At 57.5% G+C, this 20,087-nt stretch carries 13 protein-coding genes and 1 pseudogene; 4 read left to right on the forward strand and 10 right to left on the reverse strand.

Annotated elements, in window-relative coordinates; genetic code table 11:
* Window positions 1-263 precede the first annotated feature (263 nt).
* From BR48_RS0116370 to BR48_RS24780, 4 genes are all read left to right on the forward strand, one after another.
* Window positions 264-2,030, forward strand: coding sequence for a type I secretion system permease/ATPase (locus tag BR48_RS0116370; RefSeq protein ID WP_027232306.1), 1,767 nt, complete (start codon window positions 264-266; stop codon window positions 2,028-2,030).
* Complete coding sequence (locus BR48_RS24775) at window positions 2,027-4,657, forward strand: cadherin-like domain-containing protein (RefSeq protein WP_051615075.1); 2,631 nt, start codon at window positions 2,027-2,029, stop codon at window positions 4,655-4,657. The genes BR48_RS0116370 and BR48_RS24775 overlap by 4 nt, the downstream gene beginning before the upstream one ends.
* A 37-nt stretch (window positions 4,658-4,694) precedes the next feature.
* Window positions 4,695-6,032, forward strand: coding sequence for an HlyD family type I secretion periplasmic adaptor subunit (locus BR48_RS0116380; protein WP_027232307.1), 1,338 nt, complete (start codon window positions 4,695-4,697; stop codon window positions 6,030-6,032).
* A gap of 411 nt (window positions 6,033-6,443) precedes the next feature.
* On the forward strand, window positions 6,444-7,103 hold the full coding sequence (locus BR48_RS24780; RefSeq protein ID WP_280949044.1) for a response regulator transcription factor: 660 nt from the start codon (window positions 6,444-6,446) through the stop codon (window positions 7,101-7,103).
* A gap of 520 nt (window positions 7,104-7,623) precedes the next feature.
* On the opposite strand, the pseudogene BR48_RS25925 reads toward BR48_RS24780, so the two are convergent.
* The 10 genes and pseudogenes from BR48_RS25925 to ugpC form a co-directional block, all read right to left on the reverse strand.
* A pseudogene (locus tag BR48_RS25925) lies at window positions 7,624-7,952 on the reverse strand (efflux RND transporter permease subunit); the annotation flags it as partial.
* Window positions 7,953-8,202: 250 nt separating this feature from the next.
* Window positions 8,203-9,390 (reverse strand): aminotransferase class V-fold PLP-dependent enzyme, encoded by a 1,188-nt coding sequence (locus BR48_RS0116400; RefSeq protein WP_245273538.1) that lies wholly within the window; start codon window positions 9,388-9,390, stop codon window positions 8,203-8,205.
* On the reverse strand, window positions 9,390-10,418 hold the full coding sequence (locus tag BR48_RS0116405) for a phosphoglycerate dehydrogenase (RefSeq protein WP_027232310.1): 1,029 nt from the start codon (window positions 10,416-10,418) through the stop codon (window positions 9,390-9,392). Before BR48_RS0116405 ends, BR48_RS0116400 begins: the two co-directional genes overlap by 1 nt.
* 58 nt (window positions 10,419-10,476) lie before the next feature.
* Window positions 10,477-12,096, reverse strand: a complete 1,620-nt coding sequence (locus BR48_RS0116410) for a hypothetical protein (protein ID WP_027232311.1) — start codon at window positions 12,094-12,096, stop codon at window positions 10,477-10,479.
* A gap of 12 nt (window positions 12,097-12,108) precedes the next feature.
* The gene (locus BR48_RS0116415) at window positions 12,109-12,945 is read right to left on the reverse strand and encodes a carbohydrate ABC transporter permease (protein ID WP_027232312.1); all 837 of its coding nucleotides are present in this window, start codon (window positions 12,943-12,945) and stop codon (window positions 12,109-12,111) included.
* Between the two features lie 10 nt (window positions 12,946-12,955).
* A complete protein-coding gene (locus BR48_RS0116420; RefSeq protein ID WP_027232313.1) occupies window positions 12,956-13,825 on the reverse strand; it encodes a sugar ABC transporter permease in 870 nt (289 codons plus the stop codon).
* The gene (locus BR48_RS24785; protein WP_155810903.1) at window positions 13,822-15,558 is read right to left on the reverse strand and encodes a hypothetical protein; all 1,737 of its coding nucleotides are present in this window, start codon (window positions 15,556-15,558) and stop codon (window positions 13,822-13,824) included. Before BR48_RS24785 ends, BR48_RS0116420 begins: the two co-directional genes overlap by 4 nt.
* 60 nt (window positions 15,559-15,618) lie before the next feature.
* Window positions 15,619-17,352 (reverse strand): hypothetical protein, encoded by a 1,734-nt coding sequence (locus tag BR48_RS24790; protein ID WP_051615079.1) that lies wholly within the window; start codon window positions 17,350-17,352, stop codon window positions 15,619-15,621.
* A gap of 86 nt (window positions 17,353-17,438) precedes the next feature.
* The gene (locus BR48_RS25550) at window positions 17,439-18,851 is read right to left on the reverse strand and encodes an extracellular solute-binding protein (protein WP_027232314.1); all 1,413 of its coding nucleotides are present in this window, start codon (window positions 18,849-18,851) and stop codon (window positions 17,439-17,441) included.
* A 57-nt stretch (window positions 18,852-18,908) separates the two neighbouring features.
* Window positions 18,909-19,976 carry a sn-glycerol-3-phosphate ABC transporter ATP-binding protein UgpC gene (gene ugpC / locus BR48_RS0116440; protein ID WP_027232315.1) on the reverse strand — a complete coding sequence of 356 codons (1,068 nt, stop codon included), beginning with the start codon at window positions 19,974-19,976 and terminating at the stop codon, window positions 18,909-18,911.
* Between the last annotated feature and the right edge of the window lie 111 nt (window positions 19,977-20,087).

A 20,087-nucleotide genomic window follows, 5' to 3' on the forward strand; every position in this document is an offset into this window, starting at 1 on the left:
TCTGCCCTGGCTCCCTCTCTATCTCTTCGCGATTTGTGTTTGTCAGCCAGCTTTGGGCCAAGCCGCAGTCACTGCCGCCGTGGTCCTGGCAGTCATGACGGCTACTTCGGAAATACTGACGAAGCGCCTTGTCGCTAAGCGGTCGTTCCAGAGGCGGCTGCGTGGCGAACGATGGTGGAGCCCGACATACTGATTTGAACTGGCAAGCGCGGTCCGCCCGTGGCCGCTCCGCCTAAAGCTTCAACAAGAAACGGTAAGACAAAATGCGCTCGAAAACCCCATTGACTGGCACTAAGCGGAAAAATGCCGAGAAGCTAACGCAAGGCTTTCGCGGGATATTCGTATTTCTCTTCACCACCTCCGGCGTCATCAACATTCTCGCACTGACCGGCTCCTTTTACATGCTGCAGATTTACGATCGCGCCCTGACCAGCGGCAGTGTTCCGACGCTCCTCGCCTTGTCGGCTCTAGCCATTGGTCTCTATTTGTTCCAAGGTATGTTTGATATTATCCGCTCTCAGGTACTGGTGCGTATCGGCGCGCGTCTCGACAGCAGGATCGCTCCGATGGCGCATCAAGTGGCTATCGACATGCCACGCTTTGGTTTTTCAACGGCCGAGGCGCTGGAGCGTGGCCGTGATGTCGATACGGTACGCGGCTTCTTGGGCAGCCAAGGCCCAGTCGCTCTGTTCGACCTGCCATGGATGCCGCTCTATCTCATCTTCGTCTATATGCTTCATCCCTATCTCGGCGCCCTCACCTTTGCCGGCGCATTCATCCTGTCGATGCTGACGATTGCAACCGAGCTGATGACCCGCCGCCTGGCAAGTGCAACCCATCAGGCCGCCATTGCTCGCAACGGGATTGCCGATTCAAACGCCCGAAACGCTGATATTCTGAAGGCGATGGGTTTTGCCGGAAGAGCGGTCGATCGCTTCAATCAAGCCAATCAGGATCACCTCGAACTCCAAACACGCACGAACGACATCAGTGGAACATTTGGAGCGATCTCTCGCGTACTTCGCATGATCCTGCAATCTGCTGTGCTTGGTCTGGGTGCGTGGCTCACGATCCAGGGTGAGTTGTCCGCTGGCGCAATTATCGCCGCGTCGGTTTCTTCAGCCCGTGCTCTCGCGCCCGTCGATCTCGCAATTGGTAACTGGAAGAGCGTCGTCGCTGCGCGCACGGCATTTGGGAGGCTCAAGGAAACCGTCGTAGCATTGTCTTCTATTGAGGCACCGATGGATCTGCCGGCTCCTGTTGGATCGTTGAAGGTTGAAAAGATCACGGTAGCTGCGCCAGGGTCCGGACGGGTGCTTCTTAGTGATGTCACCTTTGAGATCAATGCGGGTCAGGCGCTCGGCATTATCGGACCGAGCGGCGGCGGCAAGACGACACTTGCGCGTGCCCTGACCGGTATCTGGCCAACGCTACGCGGTAGCGTGCGACTGGATGATGCCGAACTGACGCAGTGGTCGGACAGCAAGCTTGGCCAATATCTGGGTTATCTTCCGCAGGATGTGGCACTGCTGGATGCAACGGTCGAAGAGAATATCTCGCGGCTTGAGCCCAAGGTAGACGCACGGGCGATCGTCGAGGCGGCCCAGATCACCGGGATTCATGAGATGATCGTGCGTATGCCGGATGGTTATCGCACGGCGCTTGGTCCGCAGGGTGCCTCACTTTCCGCTGGCCAGCGCCAGCGCATCGGCTTGGCACGTGCCCTTTACCGCAACCCCTTCATCGTTGTCATGGACGAGCCGAATTCCAATCTCGATGGTGAAGGCGAGATGGCACTAACCCAGACGATCAAGGCTATCCGCGAACGCGGCGGTATCGCCATCGTCATAGCCCACCGGCCAAGCGCTTTGGCCGCAGTCGACATGGTCGCCGTCATCCAGAACGGCAAGATGGTGGCTTTTGGACCAAAGGACGAGATTCTCAAATCGTCCACGCCCGCAGAAACAGTCAACCGACCCGCGCCTGCCGCACAAAATGCGCCGCGCGTCACATCGAGGGTTTCAGCATGATGATCGATGTCAAAGGGACCAAAACCACCAAGCCGGAAACGGACGAGTCACATGAACATTATGTCCTGAAGAACCAGGACAAACGCTCCAATGCACCACTGTTCTTTACGGTGTTTCTCACCGGGCTTGCGCTTTACCTGAAAAGCGCATTCCCACGGCTGGGCAGTGACGAGCAGCAAGAAGAAGCCAAGTCTCAAGCGCCGGAGCAGTCTGGGTCGCCTGCGGTTGTGGCAGCTGGCGCTCCCAAAGTTACGACGGAACTCGAAGAAACAGCAAAAGAGAGGTCCGGTTCCGGTGGCCGATTGTTTGGAAGCGGAGACTGGCGCTATGAGCTTTCCGATTCCCCGATGATCGAGTTCCAAAAGCTAAACCTGCCACACACTGTCCTTCTGAAAAAGTTCGGTGGGGTATCGTTCTCGTTCCATGCGGCAAATGACAATGCCTGGCGTGGTGGCAGGGTATCCAATATTGGCTACGGCGGTGGCGGTGGCGGTAGTTCAAATTCCCAGGCTGCGCCTGTGTATGACCTCGACCCGCGCGACGATCCCGAATCTGAGGTGGATGACGAGGACGATGCGGACGAGGAGAAAGCCGTCAATCGTGCGCCCAGGGTCAACGGGCCGGTCTATCTGGCGGACGTCTTTGGGTGTGCGGTCGCCCTGATCGGGCTTTCCGACCTTCTGCGTGGTGCATCTGATCCGGACGGCGATGCTCTCCGCATCGAGAACGTTACCGTGTCGTCGGGGACACTGACGCAGACGCCAAGTGGCTGGTATTTTGATGCGGCGATGCTCGGTCCGGTGACTGTCACCTATCAGATCAGTGACGGCAAGGTGTCGATCCTGCAAACGGCCCAGTTTTCCGTGCTGAAGGCACCGCCGATCATCGGCACCCAAGGCGACGATATCCTCGTCGGAACAAACTGCGCTGACGACGTAGACGGTCGTGACGGAAATGACAATATCGACACCCGGGGCGGCAACGACACGGTCAACGGCGGCAACGGCAATGACCATATCATCACCGGCAGTGGTGATGATCTCATCTTCGCGGGAGCCGGCGACGACATCGTTCTGGCCGGTCTCGGCGACGATCAGGTGTTTGGCGGCAGCGGCAACGACCGTCTGTTCGGGGAAGAAGGTCGCGACACCATCTTCGGTGAAGGCGGCGATGATAGCATCAGCGGCGGAGCGGACGACGACCTGCTGTTCGGCGGCGAGGGCAATGACAGCATTGCCGGTGATCTTGGCCGTGATACCATACATGGCGACGTCGGGAATGACAGGCTGGATGGCGGCGGCGGGAACGATAGCCTCTTTGGCCAAGCCGGAGCGGACGTTCTCGACGGCGGCGCAGACGATGATTTTCTCAGTGGCGGCGATGACGAAGACATCGTGCGCGGCGGCGACGGCAATGATACCGTCGCAGGTGATGTCGATCAGGCAGCCGACCGGTATGATGGTGGCGCCGGCATCGACACACTCGACTATTCCGCAGTCCTGCACGGCAGCACGATCGATCTCGACAAAGGTGCTGCATTCAGTGACGAGATCGGTCACGACACAATCTCGAACTTTGAAGTGCTCCTAGCCGGGGCGGGACAGGATGACATACAAGGCAGCGATGCGGCCGAGGAGATCCATGGCAATGGCGGCGATGACCTGATCGATGGCGGTGGTGGCGCTGACATCGTGTCAGGCGGCGAGGGCGATGATCAGCTGTCTGGTGGAGCAGGAGCGGATAGGGTCAGCGGCGATGCTGGCCGGGATACTGTCACGGCTGCCATGGATGGGGCGGCGGACACCTATGATGGCGGCGCAGGAATCGACACGCTCGACTATTCCGCCGCGTTGATGGACGTGGTTATCGACCTCGTTGCTGCCAATGCCAGCGGCGCGGAAATCGGCAGCGATAGCGTCACCAATTTCGAGGTCATCAAGTCCGGCGAAGGGGATGACGAAATCAGGGGGAGTGGCGCCAACGAAACCCTGATCGGCAATGACGGAAACGATGTGATTTCGGACGGGGCCGGCGAAGACTGCGTGCTGGCAGGCACGGGCGACGATATCGTGCAGGCCGCTGCCGACGGAGACGATGATATCTATCGTGGCGAGGAAGGGTCTGACACCCTTGATTATTCGCAGTCGGCACAGGGCGTGCTTGTCGATCTGAACACCGGTACTGCGACAGGATTTGCGATCGGGAATGATGTGATCTCAGGCTTCGAGCAGGTAATCGGAAGTGCTGCCAATGATCAGATTAACATTGGCACAACTGCAATGATTCTAGAAGGCAATGGGGGTGCCGATACCTTTCAGTTCCAGATCCCTGAAGGCAGTTCCAGCGCCGAGGTTATCCACCAGATCCTCGACTTCATGGTTGGCGATCGCATCGAGATGTCGAGGTATGAGATCTTCGAAGATGTCATCGATAGCCTAGAGGACCGCTTTGAAGATACATACGGCGACGACGCCGACGAACAACCGCTGCCAATTCGGGTGCGCCACGAAGGGACTGACGAACTGCAGCAGACGTTAATCGAGGTCGATATGGACCGCGACGAACACTATGAAATGACAATTAACCTGACCGGTCATCACATGCTGATGATCGTTGAAAATCCTTAATTGAACACGTCGTCTTGACGCGAACGGGAGTGAAGAAATGTTCGGCCGCAAAAAACAAAAAGACCTGGGCCTTGGAACGCAGATCGAGCCGGAAAACACCTTCCCGGTGGGCCCACGGGTTTTTGCAGGTATCACCCTTGGCATGCTTCTGTTCGTGGGCGCAGGAGGATGGGCTGCAACCGCGCAACTGACCGGGGCGATCATCGCGCCAGGCATGGTTAAGGTCGACCAAAATTTGAAGTCAATTCAGCACCGCGATGGTGGCATCATCAGTGAGATTGCGGTCAAAGAAGGTGATTTTGTAAGCAAGGGTCAGATTATGCTGCGGCTTGACGATGCCGAAACCAAAGCAGAGCTTTCGATCGTCCGCACGCAGCTCGTCGAATTCATGGCGAAACAGGCAAGGCTCATGGCTGAGCGCGATAATCTCGATGCGATCATGATGTCAGCAGAACTAACCGCACGAACCAATGATTACCCCTACGTGTTCTTTGGTGAGAAGCGTATGTTTGATGGCAACCGTCAAAACCGCGAGAGCCAGAAAGAACAGCTAATCCTTGGCATTGATCAATTGGGTGAGGAGATCAAGGGGCTCGAAGCGCAGCGCGATGCAAAGATCGACGAGATCGCACTGGTGAAGACTGAACACGACAAGATCAAGGGGCTGACCGACAAGCGGCTGATCGAGACTTCGCGCAAGTATGTCATCGACCGGGAAATGGCCAAGCTGTTGGGAGAACGCGGAGAGGTCGAAGCCAATATCGCACGGGCCAAGGCCCGCATGGGTGAAATTCGCCTGCAAATCATTGCCATAGACGAGACTGCCCGTACCGAAGCACAGCGGGAACTCTCCTCCATCGAACCCAAGCTCTCCGAACTTCGGGAACGGCGAGTAGCCATTGAGGATCGGCTGGCGCGAGCCGATATTCGTGCGCCGCTGTCAGGTACCGTCAACGAACTCGCGGTCCACACCATCGGCGGTGTCATAACGCCAGCTGAGAAGCTGGTGACACTCGTGCCGGCCGACGCGGCACTCAAGATCGAGGCAAAATTATCTCCGACGGATATCGACCAGTTATACGTCGGCCAACCGGCAAAATTGCGCTTCTCGGCATTCAACACGCGTACGACGCCAGAACTGCATGGCAAGATTGCCTATGTTTCCGCCGCGACCAGTAGCGACCCAACAACAGGCCAGGTCTACTATCTGTGCGATGTGATCGTTCCCTCGGAGGAGCTTGAAAAGCTCGGCGACAGCAAGCTCATGCCTGGCATGCCAGTCGAAGTATTTGTTTCGACGGAACAGCGCACGGCCATGTCCTTCCTGTCCAAACCCCTCGCGGATCAATTTAATCGCGCTTTTCGCGAACAGTAAGGAAGAGGCATTAGGAAAAACATCTGCGTGCGGTCAGTCTCCAACGTTAAACGAACCTCAACAAATTGGGTTTGACCGTACCACATTTTGAAACCAAAGCAGCAATCTCGCTGGACGCTATGCAGTATACCAGAACGAGTGGCCGCATCATTTGCTAGGATCAATGCTTCTCACAAAGTTTAGTTTGTGAAACGTTAGCTGTAAACTATCCTTGCAAATGGCTATTTTGGCCTCTCGAGTTATTGAAGACGTGCAACGCCACTGCGACCATCATCTTCATCCAGTTTGTTGCGGTTTATTGTCACCCAAGGCAAGAGCAGGTTCGGAAGTGAGGCAAGGGTTATGTCGGGTCAAATTAAGGTCATCGTAGTAGACGATTATCCGTAATTCCGGACCGGTATCATTCAAACTATCTGTACTGACGAGAATATTACGGTTGTGGGCGAAGGATCAACGGCCGAGGACGCTATCCAACTCAGTTCTCGCTATGCTCCTAATATTGCACTACTGGACATTTCCATGCCAGGTGGTGGAATCGAGGCCGCCAAAAAGCTATTGACGTCGACTAGCCTGACTAAGGTCATATTTCTTACTGAGTTGGAAGCAGAAGACAAAGTATTGGCGGCCATCGACGCTGGCGCCGTGGGGTATCTTCTGAAGGATACCAGTGCTACCGACCTTGTATCGGCGATTAAAATAGTAGCTGCCGGCGGATCCTTCATGTCGCCAATCATTGGATTCCGTGTCGTCGCTCACCTAAGACGACCTTCGGTAGCAGACGTGCTTTCCTCCCTGTCCCCCCAAGAGGAGCGTACGCTTCGCCTAGTCGCGAACGGATTAAGCAATCGGCAGATTGGCGACATCCTCGGGATCGTGGAAAAGTCTGTCAAATCGCATATGACGAATGCAATGGCAAAGCTCGGAGTCCAAAACCGCGTGGCTGCAACCATTGTTGCCCGACAAGGCTGGGGCGAATCGATGGTTAACAACGAGGTGGAAGTTAACTCTGATCATGTGGGAACAAAACGAGTAGTTCGGCCGAGCAACCTTGACAAAAGAGTCGTTGATTAGAAGTTATCCCTGCTCGATGACGGCAAATCGCGAACGCCTTCATAGGCGGCGGAGGCAATTAATCCGAAAGCTGATAATGTGAGAACGGTTGTCAGACCGAACGCGCGGTCGTCCTAAGGAAGCTACGAAGCAATCGTTTTCTCGTCCGCTTTTGGCATTCCGCGATTTTGCTAGAACGTCTGCATCGAAGGCGCGTAGCCGCTCAATTGCAAACTTTCAAATTGGAAACATTCCATTGATACGTGCAGCCACACAGTGAGCGGGGCCGCACGCGCTCAGATCTCAGTGTGCTCCGCTAGCTCCAGTGCATCCTCGATGTCAACAGCAGCCCTCACCGTGAAGGATCTGAATTCACTCCTTGGCGTGACCTGTTCGACGTCGACAACGGCCATATCCGATATTTCGGAGACGCCAAAAACGCCGGGCGGCGACCCAGCCCTGGCTCCACGCAATAGGGTTTTGGCAGAGTCCCAAGCGCAAATTACATCAGTGTTTGCCGACTTCGCCCAACTATGCCCAGTCAATCGGGCGAGCCGCTGCCCGCCCCAACGCGTGAGTTCTCTACAATCCCGAACAAGTGGTGCTTCAAGGTTTCCCTGATTGTCTGGACAATGAAGTCGAGAACGGGGATCATGAATAGCCCGACAACGGTGCCAGCAATGAGCCGCCAAACACGGTCGCTCCAATCGAGCGCCGGCTTCCTGCCCCTGCGCCCGTCGCGATCACCAGCGGTATAACCCCTAATATTGAAGCCGCAGCCGTCATTAGCACCGGACGAAACCGTTCGGAAGTTCCGGCAATGGCCGCTTCCATCGTGCCCATTCCCTCTTCCCGCCGTTCCTTTGCGAATCGGGTAGGATTGCGGACTGACTGGTTTTGGCGGGCGGTAATGGGTTAGCTGCCGTTTACCAGGAAATCGCTTTCCCCTAGTAGAGAAACATGGGTCTCCTAGAGGCAGCCGCGACACCCCTGCGCCGTTCCACCGCATGTTTCGCTCGCCTCGTGCCCGCAACCAGCGCCCTCGATGAGGTCGACATTGGGTTCCGTATCAATCCACCCTCGCGCCAGGCCCGTCCTCAAAGTCTCCGTCAAGGCGAAATCATGGTTCGCGCAATATTGCCATGGCGGCCTCAAGCCCGCTGGCTTTAACAGGGATACCGAACCCCTCCAGCCCCAGCTGCAGGGCGCCGAGGGTGGCGATCAGCATGAGATCATTGAAATCACCAAGATGACCGATCCGGAACACCCGGTCCCTCAGCTTCGCAAGTCCATTGCCGAGTGGCAGGTTGAAACGTTCGACCATATAGGACCGGAATGCATCGGCGCTTGCGCCGTCAGGCATGACAACCGCCGTAAGCACATTCGACTGGTGATCCTCTTCGACACACAGGACCTCGAGACCCCAGCCGGTAACAGCGGCGCGGGTTGCTCGTCCGTGACGAGCGTGCCTTCGAAACACCTTGTCCATGCCTTCTAGGGACAGAAGGTCCAATGCGGTGCGCAAACCAAACAAAAGGTTGGTAGCTGGCGTATAGGGAAACTGGCCCGATGCAGTTGCCGTTGCCATCGCGGCCCAGTCAAAATAGGCTCGCGGCATCTTGGCCGTGGCTGCCGCCTGCCACGCCTTCGGACCAGCAACGTTGAAACCCAGACCCGGCGGCAGCATCAATCCTTTCTGTGATCCCGAGACGGTGACATCCACGCCCCACCGGTCGTGCTCGTATGGAACGGAACCCAGAGAACTGATCGTATCGACCATGAGCAGCGCTGGATGTCCGGTCGCATCGATCGCCCGTCGGACCGCGACGATGTCGCTTGTCGCGCCCGTCGAAGTCTCATTGTGGACGACGCAGACAGCCTTGATCTCCTGTGTTGTGTCGCGGACCAGCCTTTTACTGATTGCTTCGGGATCAGCCGCATGTCTCCAGTCACCGTGAAGGAGCTCGGCGCCGAGGCCAAGTCTTTCGGCCATCTCGAACCACAGAGTGGAAAAATGCCCGGTTTCCGCCATCAGCACCCGCTCACCCGGAGACATTGTATTGACCAGTGCGGCCTCCCAGGCTCCAGTGCCTGAACTTGGAAAGACGATAATGTCCTCGCGCGTGCCAAAGACCGGTCGCAGATCCTCGAGGAGATTTCTGGCAAACGCGGCAAACGCCAGTCCGCGGTGATCAATCGTAGGCCTGGCAATGGCATGCAGAACGGCGGGCGGTACATTGCTCGGTCCAGGAATCTGCAGGAGCTGCCATCCCGGATAGTAAGTCTCGGTATTGGCCATTCCGCTCATCATGAAGCTCCCATTTTCGTGGTTGTCCGAGGACGCCCGTCCGCGATGACGCAGCCGTGCGGAGGGGCCACGCCGTCAAGCACGGCAACGACACATTTGGCCGCGACCATGTTGGTCCGGGCAAGACCTTCAAGAGATGAGGCGGCGGCGTGCGGCGTCGCAACCACGTTCGCCAAGGAAACAAGCTCGAGCGTGACGGCCTTGAAATCGGGGACGCCTTCACTGACGAAGACGTCGAGCCCCGCCCCGGCAATTTGCCCCTCCTTCAGCGCATGGAGCAGTGCTCTATCGTCGACGAGACCGCCGCGTGCGGTGTTGACAAGAATTGCTCCGGATTTCATCAGCTGCAGCGCGGCTGCATCAATCAGGAACCGTGTTTCGGGCGTCAGTGGAGTATGGACAGTGACATAGTCGCTCAGCCGTAAAAGCGTCGGCATATCGACATAGGTGATCCCATTAGCCTCACCGTATCCCCGATCGGGCCGCGGATGGTGTGCCAGAATTGTGACCTCGAAGCCCTTGAGACGCTGCACGACGCTTTTGCCGATGCGCCCCAGCCCGACTATACCGACGGTCTTGCGATAAAGGTCAGAGCTGGTCAGGATCGACAAGTTGCCGGCAAGCATGCGTTCCTGCGATTCGCGTAGCCGCCGGGCTACGGCGAGCATCAGACCGATCGTATGATCGGCCACGGACGCGTCGTTTCCTCCGGCACCGATGGTAAGGACACGGCCGAGATCCCTGACGGCGGCGACATCGATGCGTTCGTATCCGACGCCGCGGCGCGAAAGGACCTTGAGGTCAGGAAGAGCGGCCAGCAATTCACGCGTGACAACGCCATGTCCGACGATCCACCCGTCGGCACCCTGCAGCAGGGCTGCAAGTTGTTCACGCGTCAGCGCCCCCTCGTTCCGGCCGTCCTGCCACTTTACGATTTCGACATCGCACCGGCACGCGTTGAGGAATGCCAGCGCTTCGTCGTCAAAGAATGGCGGCGTGACAATGACCCGCCGGTTCGTGTGTTCCATGCTGTCCCCATTTGACACCAGACGGCCTCGGTTTACTCGCTACAGAGACTGGCCGGGGTCACGCGGCCATCGACCCCGCCGCGATCGCGCGCCCTTCCCGAAGTACATCCTCTACGCGGCGCACATCGATCAATTCAGCGACCTGATGGGGATATTTCGCGTCATCGGTGATCGGCCTGATGCGCTCGCTATAGGACTGGAGAAGATCGATGGCTTCGGCAAGTGCGGCATCACTTGCCGACACTCCTTCCTGTTTTGCTCGAGCCCACAGGCAGACACGCGCGCAAGCCTCGAACCCTTCGACATAGGTCACGAACAGACCGGCCTGGTCAATCAGCAGTTCGCGCAATTCCGCAGGCAGCGAGGGATCGCCCTGCCGAACCTTTTGCGCGTATGCGTTGACACGCCTTACCGCTTCGGCCTTCTCCTCAAGCAGAGATTGGATGCGCTGGGGATCGAGTTTCAGATCGCCTGCCCGCGAGGGGTCCCACGCGATGAGACTGTGCTTGGTTTCCATCGTCCACCATGCTTTCTCGACACCACGCGGAAAGAAGCTGCTATCGGCAAACATGAAGTCGTCGATATAAAGCGCGCGCTTCAATATATCCCAGGTTTCATCGAGAGCGGATGCGAGCCAAGACGCAGCTTCGGTGGGCCAGCCTTGTGATTGCAACCAGAGCTCGCAGACACGCGCCGTCGCCACATCGTCCCCACTCGTCAGCATGGCGGCGGCGATGAGATTTGTTTCGTTGATCGTATCGATTGACCACCAGTCGTTCACGCGTTCCCATTCCACCCTGAACACGCCGCCGGTCACACCCCTCGCCTCGCCATATTCCATGCGATCGCGAAGATCCGAACCGACGTAGCCGGGCACCACTGCCAGGCCGTAAAACTGCCCCATCGTATCGTATTCGAGCCACTGCGCCCGATCCCTAAGCCGCCCAATCGCGGAATTGTGCGGGAACGTCGGGTAGAAATCATGCGGGGTCACCTTGATGCAGAACGCAATGTCCTTGGGCGTGCGATCCATGGCAGCGATCAGCGGCTCATGGTCCTGGGGCTTGTAGGCGAAATCGCGGACAGCCATGCGCTTGCCGTGCTTTTCGGACGGCTTCCACATCGAAAGGATGATGTTCTCGTACCAGTCTGCGAGCGGCGTCCGTTTGCACAATTCGCACTGGCATTTGTTCTGAGCCCGCGAAGCCCGTCCCTCCGGTGAGCCGGCGCTGATGATCAGGCCCGAGAGCTTCGGATAATCGCGATAGAGTTCATCGACCGAGTTTTCGAGAAATTCATACCAGAACGGCTCCGACGGACAGACATTGCCGTCCTTGATGAGATCGGGGCGCATTTCGAGCACCTCGTCAGGAAAGCCAAGCTGCTTGATCTCCAGCCAGACATCGATCCTGCGATGGGAGGCCAGATTGAGGATGTGCTCGAAATAGACCCGGTTGTTGAGGATGGCATTCTCTCCACGGCGCGCGGGGGCACTCTTCCATTTCGCATAGGGATCGAAGTAGACCCTGGGGTATAGAATCTTCTGCAGACCATCGGTCTCGTGCAGCACCAGCGCTGTCATGCCATGCTTTTCGATAAAGTCGAGGGACTTGAGGATCGATCCTCTCTCCCACATCCGCATGCCGCACAGTTCAAGTCCGCGAAAATCGAAGTTCATTGATATCTCCATCTATTTGACGGCGCCGGAGGTCAGCCCGCGCAAGAGGAACTTGTGCAGGGCGAGCGAAAACACGAGTATTGGCAGGATGGTGAGGAAGCCACCCGCGGCGATCATGCCCCAGACGAGAGTCTCCTCGCTTTGCATATAGCCGAGGATGGCCACTGGGGCCGTAACGGCGTTGAAGTTGGTGAGGACCAGCGGCACCAAGAAAGCATTCCAGGTGTCGATGAAACAGATGATGCCTACGGCAACCAGTCCTGGCGCGACGAGTGGCAGCACAATCCGGAAGAAAGCACCCGGGAGACCGCATCCGTCGAGGAGTGCGGCTTCCACCAGCTCGTTGGGAACATTGCGCAAGAAGCCGCGCATGACCCAGACCACCAGCGGAAGCCTAACTGCCGCCTCAAAGACGATCAGCGTGATGACCTGATCCGTCATTCCCAGCGCGCGGGCAGCAAAGAAGATCGGAATTATCGTCGTCACCGGCGGAAAGCTGCGGGGTATCAGGATGAGAAAGAACAGCAGCTTACGCAGGCGAAACCGGACCCGGGTGAAGGCAAACGCCATCATCGTGCCGATGAAGACCGCGATCAGCGACGACCAGAATGCTACGTTGATCGAGTTCATGTAGTATCGGCCGAATTTGCCGTCGGCGAGCAGGCGCACGTAATTGTCGAGCGTCGGCGTAAACAGGAACCGTGGCGGCTGCGCCAGCAGGATGTTCGCGGGCTTCAGCGACGTGATAAGCATGTAGTACACCGGGAACAGCGAAAGGACGAACAAGAGGATCACGCCGATGGCGATGCCCATTGTACCGGTCGGAATTTCTTTTTTGCGTCTGGCCATCCCAACCTCCTCAATCGAACTTTATGAACCGCCAGTACAGCGAATAGGCGGCGACGAGGATGAAGATGCAGACGACGACCATCGCCCCGGCATAGCCCATCTGGAAGAACAGAAAGGCTGATTTATAGATGTGTAGACTGACCGTTTCGGTTGCCGTTCCCGGCCCTCCGCCCGTCATTACGAACGGTTCGGCAAACAATTCGAACGCATCCATGGAACGCAGAATTATCGCGACGATCAGCGTTTCGCGGACCATGGGTATCGTGATGTGAAACAGCTGCTGGGCCGGCGACGCACCGTCGACCTCCGCACTCTCGTAGAGATCGTCGGGAATCATCTGCATTGCCGAGAGGCACAGGAGAAACATGAAGGGTGTCCAGTGCCACACATCCGTAATGACGACGGAGAGCATCGCCATGGCGGGCGTCGTCAGCCAGCCGACCGCGGGCAGGCCGACAAGCCCGAGAAGCCAGTTGAGTGGACCGACGGAAGAATGGAACATGATCGACCAGATCACGCCCACGATCGATGGCGTGATCACCATCGGCGTCAGGATGGCGGCACGCAGCGTATTCTTCAGGATCAGCTCGCGATGGACGAAGAGAGCGATGACGAACCCGAAAAAGAGTTCGACGGTGGTGGCGACGACGGTAAATGTCAGCGAGCGCCAGATTGAATCGATGAAAGGCTGATCGTTCCAGATGTCGATATAGTTCTGCAGGCCAATGAATTCGGGCCCATAGGGCTGGGTGAGATCCCAGTCTGTGAAGCTCAGGAACACTGTAAAGAGTGCCGGCAGGATCCGCAGCGACACGAGATACAACATGCCGGGGAGCAGAAAAAGCAGGAGAAAAATCCGCTGCTGCCGCGTGATTGTCATGCGGTGCTCCCTGTCCCTGCCTGATTTTCCAGCCTGGAGGCATTCAGGGCAAGGATGCGCGAAAGGTCGGCATGCAGCACTTCCAGGCGCTCGCTGCCGAGAGCTGTATAGGTGGTATGGCGGAAATCGGTGGTATGGCGGTATTGACGGAAATCCGCCGCAAGCTCGAGGAGGCCATCGAGCCTCTCCTGCAGGAGGCGGCGTGCCTCGGGGCGAAATCCGGAGGGTTCTTCGTTTTCAGTGAGATACTTGGTCAAAATGCAGGCCTGGCCAATCTCGCGGAACCCGCGGATATAGCGGCGAAATACATCGATGCGCTCGACGAGGTCCTGATAGGCAGCATCCGTCATTGCCGTGGGCCTGCGCTTGACGACATCCTCTAGTGCATCGACACGCCGTAAGGCCTCCTCCTTCTCCTCGAGGATGCGGCGCACATTAGGTTCATCCGCATCCATCGCATGTTCCTTCGCCGGGTCCCAATCGCGCAGGCTGTTTTTCTCCTCGGCCAGCCACCAGGCATGGGCCAGGCTCACCGGGTAGGTGCTGGAGTCTGAGAAGACGCAATCGTTGGTATAGAGCGCACGCCGGATAATCTCCCAGGAATCGCCCAAAAGTTCGATTGACCAGGCCACCGCCGCGTCGATCTCGGACCCGGTGGCATCGGGCTTCAGATACTGTTCGCCCACGAGCCAGTCCCGATAGATCGTTTCCTTGGCAGTGTCCTCGGCCACCGCAAGTTCGGCGACCGCATAGAGGTTCAGCAGATTGGGCGTATGAAACACCGAATGGGCTTCCAGTGCCTCCCAGTCGGTACGCACGAGCACCCCTTCAACGCAGTGCGATCGCGCATAGCCAAGCCGGTAGCGTGTATCGTCGACCATATGGCTCGGGCCGATGCCCCAGCCGTAATATTGGGCCATGACCTCGAACTCCACCCATTGCCGGTGCGGTCCGACATTGCCGATGCGGGCATTGTCGGGAAACGTCGGATAATAGTCGTGCGGCGTGTTCTTCAGGCAGATGATGACATCTTCCGGCAGTTCCTCCATCACCGTTGCTATTTCGGTCTGTGTCTGTCGGTCGAAGACGAAATCCCGCACGACGAGTGTCTTGCCGGCTGCCTTGATGGGACGGTACATGGCATTCAGCAGGCGCCGATACCAATCTTCGGGCGGCGTCGAGGCGCACAGGTCGCATGTGCAGCGATGACCCGAGATGGAAAGCCGGCTTTCCCGGGTGGCAGGGGCCGTTATGATCCCCGCTATATTGTCGAAATTGTTGAAGAGATCCTTATATTTCTGTTCGATGAACTCCATCCACACCGGTTCGTTCGGACAGAGCCTGCCGTTCTTGAAGACTTGGGGGTTGAGTTCGACGATGGAGTCGTGGAACCACAACTCCTTGTTTTCAAGCCAGACCTGCGTCCCCTGCCTGTCGGCGAGCTCGATGACGCGGCGCAAGTAGTCGCTGAGCTGCATCGGCGTACTGCGCCCGCGGGCGACGTATTTGTAGAGGTCGCGGTGGATGACTCTGTAACGATCAAAGATGTTCTCGAAACGCTGCCCCTTGGCGAAGACACCGGCCGGATAGACCAGCTGATCGATGATTTCGTTTCGGTGGAGCACCAGCGCCGTCATGTTGTTGTCCTTGATGAAGGCGAGCGATTTCCTCACCCAATCGAAGTTCCAGACATAGTGGCTGTTAAGCTCCAGTCCGCGGAAGTCGAAACTCATCATTGGCTCCTTCGATGCAGTGGATTTGGCTTGAAATAACGGGGACAAGCCGCAATGCGTTCATGATGGAGTCAGCTGATCGACCGGGTTGGTCGACGCGCTGGCGCAAAGCAGTCTGGTCAAATCCGTGTGGAGAACTTCCAGTCGTTCACTGCCAAGACCGATATAGGTCGTGAACCCATGATCAGTCCGCTTGCGATAGTCGCGAAGTTCTGCCGCGAGATCGAGCAGTCCCTGGAGCCGCTCGCCGAGCATGCGGCGCGCATCCTCTCGAAAGGCCGATTTTTCGTTATTTTCCGTCAGGTATTTGGTGAGGATACATGCCTGGCCGATTTCACGGAACCCGCGCACGTAGCGTCGAAACACTTCTATCCGTCCAACGAAATTCTCGTAGGCCGCATCGGTCAGTGCGCTTGGCTTGTGCTTGATCACATCCTTGAGGGCCTCGACACGCCGCAGCGCCTCGTCCTTCTCCGCAAGGATGCGGTGCACGTTGGGCTCGTCCGCATCCATCGCGTGCTCCTTGGTGGGGTCCCAGTCGCGCAGACTGTTTTTTTCCTCCGCCAGCCACCAGGCATGGGCAAGGCTGACCGGAAACGTGCTGGAATCCGAAAATACGCAACTGTTGGTGTAGAGCGCGCGTCGAACGATCTCCCAGGAATCGCCGAGGAGCTCTATTGACCAGGCGACCGCCTCATCGATGTCCGCTTCGCCGGCATTGGAGTTGAGATAGTTCTCGCCTTTCAGCCAGTCGCGGTAGATCTCCCGCTTCGATGTTGCATTGTCGTTGGATAGAGCGGCAGCCGCATAAAGATTGAGCACGTTCGGGGTGTGGAAAGTCGTGTGACCCTGCAAAGCCTCCCAGTCGGTCCTGATCAGCACGCCCTCTACGTCGTGCTTAAGGGCATAGTCCAGGCGATAGCGAATGTCATCGACCATATGGCTCGGCCCGACGCCCCAGCCATAGTACTGCGCCATAACATCATATTCGATCCATTGGCGATGGTTTCCGACATCGCCAATGCGTACATTGTGCGGAAACGTCGGGTAATAATCGTGGGGTGTATTCTTGAGGCTTATGATGACGTCATCGGGCTGTTCCTCCATCACCGTCGCGATTTCAGTCTGGGTCTTTAAATCGAATACGAAATCGCGCACCACCAGTGTCTTACCCGCTGCCTTGATGGGTTTGTACATCGTCTTGAGCAGGCGTCGATACCAGTCTTCCGGACGCCTCGACTTGCAGAGAACGCATGTGCAGCGGTGACCCGAGATCGAGAGCCGGCTTTCACGGGTGGCGGGAGCGGTTATGATACCGGCAATGCCGTCTATGTCGGAGAAGAGATCCTCGTATTTCGTGTTGATGTAGTCCCACCAGACCGGCTCGTTCGGGCAAAGTGCTCCATTCTTGAAAATCTGGGGATTGAGTTCGGCGAAGACATCGTGGAACCACAGTTCCTTATTTTCGAGCCAGACTTCCGTGCCTTGCCGGTCGGCGAGTTCCAGAATGCGTTTTAGGTAGTCCCGGCGCATGTTCGGGACGCTGCGATCGCGTGCTGCGTATTTGTAGAGTTCACGGTAGATGCCCCGATAGCGATCGTGGATGTTGGCGAAATTCTTTCCCTTGGCGAAGATTCCCGCTGGATAGGTGAGCTTGTCCACGATATCGTTCTGATGGAAAACGAGGCTGGTCAAACCGTGTTCGCGGACGAAACGCAGCGCTTTGTTGACCCAGTCGAAATCCCAGACATAGTCGCTATGTATTTCCAGTGCTCTGGTGCGGAAAGCAGGCATGACATCTCCTGTGAACGGAATGCGGTCGTCCGTTGTTCAGTCACGCGGCGGCCAGGCCGCGTGCAGTTTCAGCTTGGGGGTATGATCTATTTGGCGAGGGAGCCCCTCACCTTGTCGAGAGCCTTCTGCGCCTTTGCCTGCGCTTTCTCGAGCTCGTCGGGAATCTCGCCTCCTATCAGGATCTGCGATATCGCGTCGCTCACTGCATCACCGATTTCCGATGAAGCAAGGATGCAGGGATAGGGCATCTCCTGCGCGTCCGAGAGCGCATCGGCTCCGCCATTGGCGACGTCGATCAGATATTGAAGGTAGGGCATTTCGCCCTTTAGCGTTTCGAGCGCAGCGGTGCGGGAGGGCATGAAGCCCGGGGTCTTGCGTGCCATGTCCACCTGGCTCTCGAGGGATGATGCCGCCTCGAGGAGCTTGTACGCAGCCTCCTTGTTCTTCGACCGGCTGAAGATGGAGATCACCGCCGGCCCGGCACGATAGGGATGTTTCAGGCCGCGGGCATTGTTGTCTTCCGTGGGGGGATAGGTGTAGCCGACCTGTTCGGACGTGATCGCTCCCTCGCCCTTACCCATCGTATACACGACGCGGTCGAAATACTCGATATTCATGGCGACGCGACCGGCGGCGAACAAGGCCATGGTTTCTCCGCTCGCCATGTTGATGTGGTCCGGTGGCCAGTACGGGATGAGCGACTTGTAGTATTCCGCCGCCTTTATGCTTTCAGGTGAGGTCAGCCCGGCCTTCATGGTCTTGGGATCGCAGACCTGGGCGCCGAAGGCCATCAACTGGTTCTCATAATCGTGCCAGAGGAACGTCCCCTTCTTGTTGGAATTGATGAGACCATAGGAATCATTGTCCAATACCTTGCCGGCAAGCTTCTCCCCCTTCTTGCGCGTGAAGAAGGCTGCCATGTCGTGATACTGTTCATAGGTCACCGGCGGTTTCAGGTCGTAGCCGTACTTCGCCTTGAACGCCGCCTGCTCCTCCGGATTTTCGAAGAGGTCCTTGCGATAGGCCAGCGCCTGGTCACTGGCCGCTATCGTGAGCCCCATGATGTGATCGTCGAGCATTACCGCCCCGCGGCCGGATTCGCTTATGCCATCCCAGTCGAGCAGCTTCTTGTCGCCATACTTTGCGATCAGAGGGGCAAGGTCATCGAAAATGCCCTGATTGTACCACTGGAATGTGCGCTGTACGCCACCGGAATAGACGAGGTCCCAGGTATCGGCCCCGGCGACATAATCCAGGACCACTTTCTTCTGAAGCTCGTCTGTGGTGAGCTTGCGGATCTCGACATTCATGCCCCAGGCGGCGCCGATCTCCTTTATCTTCTCCGAAAAAGCATCCTGCGACGCATTGCTCGACGTCAGGAATCGAACGGTGACGCCCTTGTACGGGCTGTCGGCAGCCTCGGCCCAGTTGGTGCCGGAAAAGGCCATTCCACAAATTACGGCGGCCAATATGCCGCGGCGGGTCATTTCGAACATCATGCAACTCCTCCCAGTTGAAGATTTCTTCGTTCGGGTGTTCTCCCGATTTTGTTTCTCCTAGATGCGAACCCCGGTTTTCTGATCGAACAGATGAACCGACTTAAGATCGAAGCCGAGCGAAATGAGGTCGCCGGCGGCAACGCGATTTGACCTGTCAACCGTCAGGCAGAGCTGGTGCTCGCCTGACGTTGCGAGGACCTGATAGTTCGGCCCCATCATTTCGACGAGCGTAACCCTGGCTTCGAGAGCGTGTGGGCCGCCTATTACGATGTTCTCCGGGCGGACACCGTACGTCACCGGCATTCCGGTCTCGCCATTCCCCCCCTGCGGCACTGGCAGGCGGACGCCTGCACCGAGGTCCACCCAGGCCTCCTCTGCCGTTCGCTGTAGCGACCCTTTCATCATGTTGATGGGGGGAGAACCAATGAAAGAGGCGACGAAGGCGTTGGCAGGCTGGTCATAGAGCTCTGTTGGCGTACCGAACTGCTCAACAATGCCATCGCGCATGACAGCTATTCTGTCGGCCATGGTCATGGCTTCGACCTGGTCGTGTGTCACATAGATGCTGGTGGTCCGCAGTCGTTCGTGGCGCAGGCTGATCTCGACGCGCATCTGTGCACGCAGCCGTGCATCGAGGTTCGAAAGGGGCTCGTCAAAAAGGAAAACTTGAGGTGCACGCACGATCGCCCGGCCCATGGCGACACGCTGCCGCTGGCCGCCCGACAGCTCCTTCGGGAAACGTTCGAGATATTCCTTTAGACCAAGGGTTTTGGAGGCCGACGCCACACGTTCTTCCACGACCTCTTTCGCCGTGCGTCGCATGCGCAATCCAAACGCCATATTTTCGCGGACGTTCTTGAGTGGATAAAGCGCATAGCTCTGGAACACCATCGCCACGTCCCGGTCGCGCGGCAGAAGGTTGTTGATGACCTTCTCGCCTATCTTGATTTCGCCTGACGTGACGTCCTCGAGGCCCGCGACCATTCGCAAAAGGGTGGACTTCCCGCAACCAGAGGGGCCGACGAGCACTACGAACTCACCATCCTTGATGTCAATCGAGACGCCGTGCACCACCTCGAGCGCACCAAAAGACTTGCGAACGCTACTGATGCCGACCGGCGCCATGCAATCACTCCTCCCCTGTCCTTGTGGGGTCGGGTGCTGCTCCTCAATAGCACCGACCCGTTGACAGGCTGCACGCTGGCGCGCATTTATTCCAATAGTATTTTGTGCACT

Origin of the sequence: Phyllobacterium sp. UNC302MFCol5.2 (assembly GCF_000686005.1) — a bacterium.
In the GTDB taxonomy this organism is placed as follows: Bacteria; Pseudomonadota; Alphaproteobacteria; order Rhizobiales; family Rhizobiaceae; genus Phyllobacterium; species Phyllobacterium pellucidum.

What these genes read in the sequence shown, in the direction of transcription:
- BR48_RS24790 (WP_051615079.1), bottom strand. Translation starts at nt 17,352, where the DNA reads ATGCCTGCTTTCCGCACCAGAGCACTGGAAATACATAGCGACTATGTC.
- BR48_RS25550 (WP_027232314.1), bottom strand. Translation starts at nt 18,851, where the DNA reads ATGATGTTCGAAATGACCCGCCGCGGCATATTGGCCGCCGTAATTTGT.
- BR48_RS0116415 (WP_027232312.1), bottom strand. Translation starts at nt 12,945, where the DNA reads ATGGCCAGACGCAAAAAAGAAATTCCGACCGGTACAATGGGCATCGCC.
- BR48_RS0116420 (WP_027232313.1), bottom strand. Translation starts at nt 13,825, where the DNA reads ATGACAATCACGCGGCAGCAGCGGATTTTTCTCCTGCTTTTTCTGCTC.
- BR48_RS24785 (WP_155810903.1), bottom strand. Translation starts at nt 15,558, where the DNA reads ATGAGTTTCGACTTCCGCGGACTGGAGCTTAACAGCCACTATGTCTGG.
- BR48_RS0116380 (WP_027232307.1), top strand. Translation starts at nt 4,695, where the DNA reads ATGTTCGGCCGCAAAAAACAAAAAGACCTGGGCCTTGGAACGCAGATC.
- BR48_RS24775 (WP_051615075.1), top strand. Translation starts at nt 2,027, where the DNA reads ATGATGATCGATGTCAAAGGGACCAAAACCACCAAGCCGGAAACGGAC.
- BR48_RS0116400 (WP_245273538.1), bottom strand. Translation starts at nt 9,390, where the DNA reads ATGAGCGGAATGGCCAATACCGAGACTTACTATCCGGGATGGCAGCTC.
- BR48_RS0116405 (WP_027232310.1), bottom strand. Translation starts at nt 10,418, where the DNA reads ATGGAACACACGAACCGGCGGGTCATTGTCACGCCGCCATTCTTTGAC.
- BR48_RS0116370 (WP_027232306.1), top strand. Translation starts at nt 264, where the DNA reads ATGCGCTCGAAAACCCCATTGACTGGCACTAAGCGGAAAAATGCCGAG.
- BR48_RS0116410 (WP_027232311.1), bottom strand. Translation starts at nt 12,096, where the DNA reads ATGAACTTCGATTTTCGCGGACTTGAACTGTGCGGCATGCGGATGTGG.
- ugpC (WP_027232315.1), bottom strand. Translation starts at nt 19,976, where the DNA reads ATGGCGCCGGTCGGCATCAGTAGCGTTCGCAAGTCTTTTGGTGCGCTC.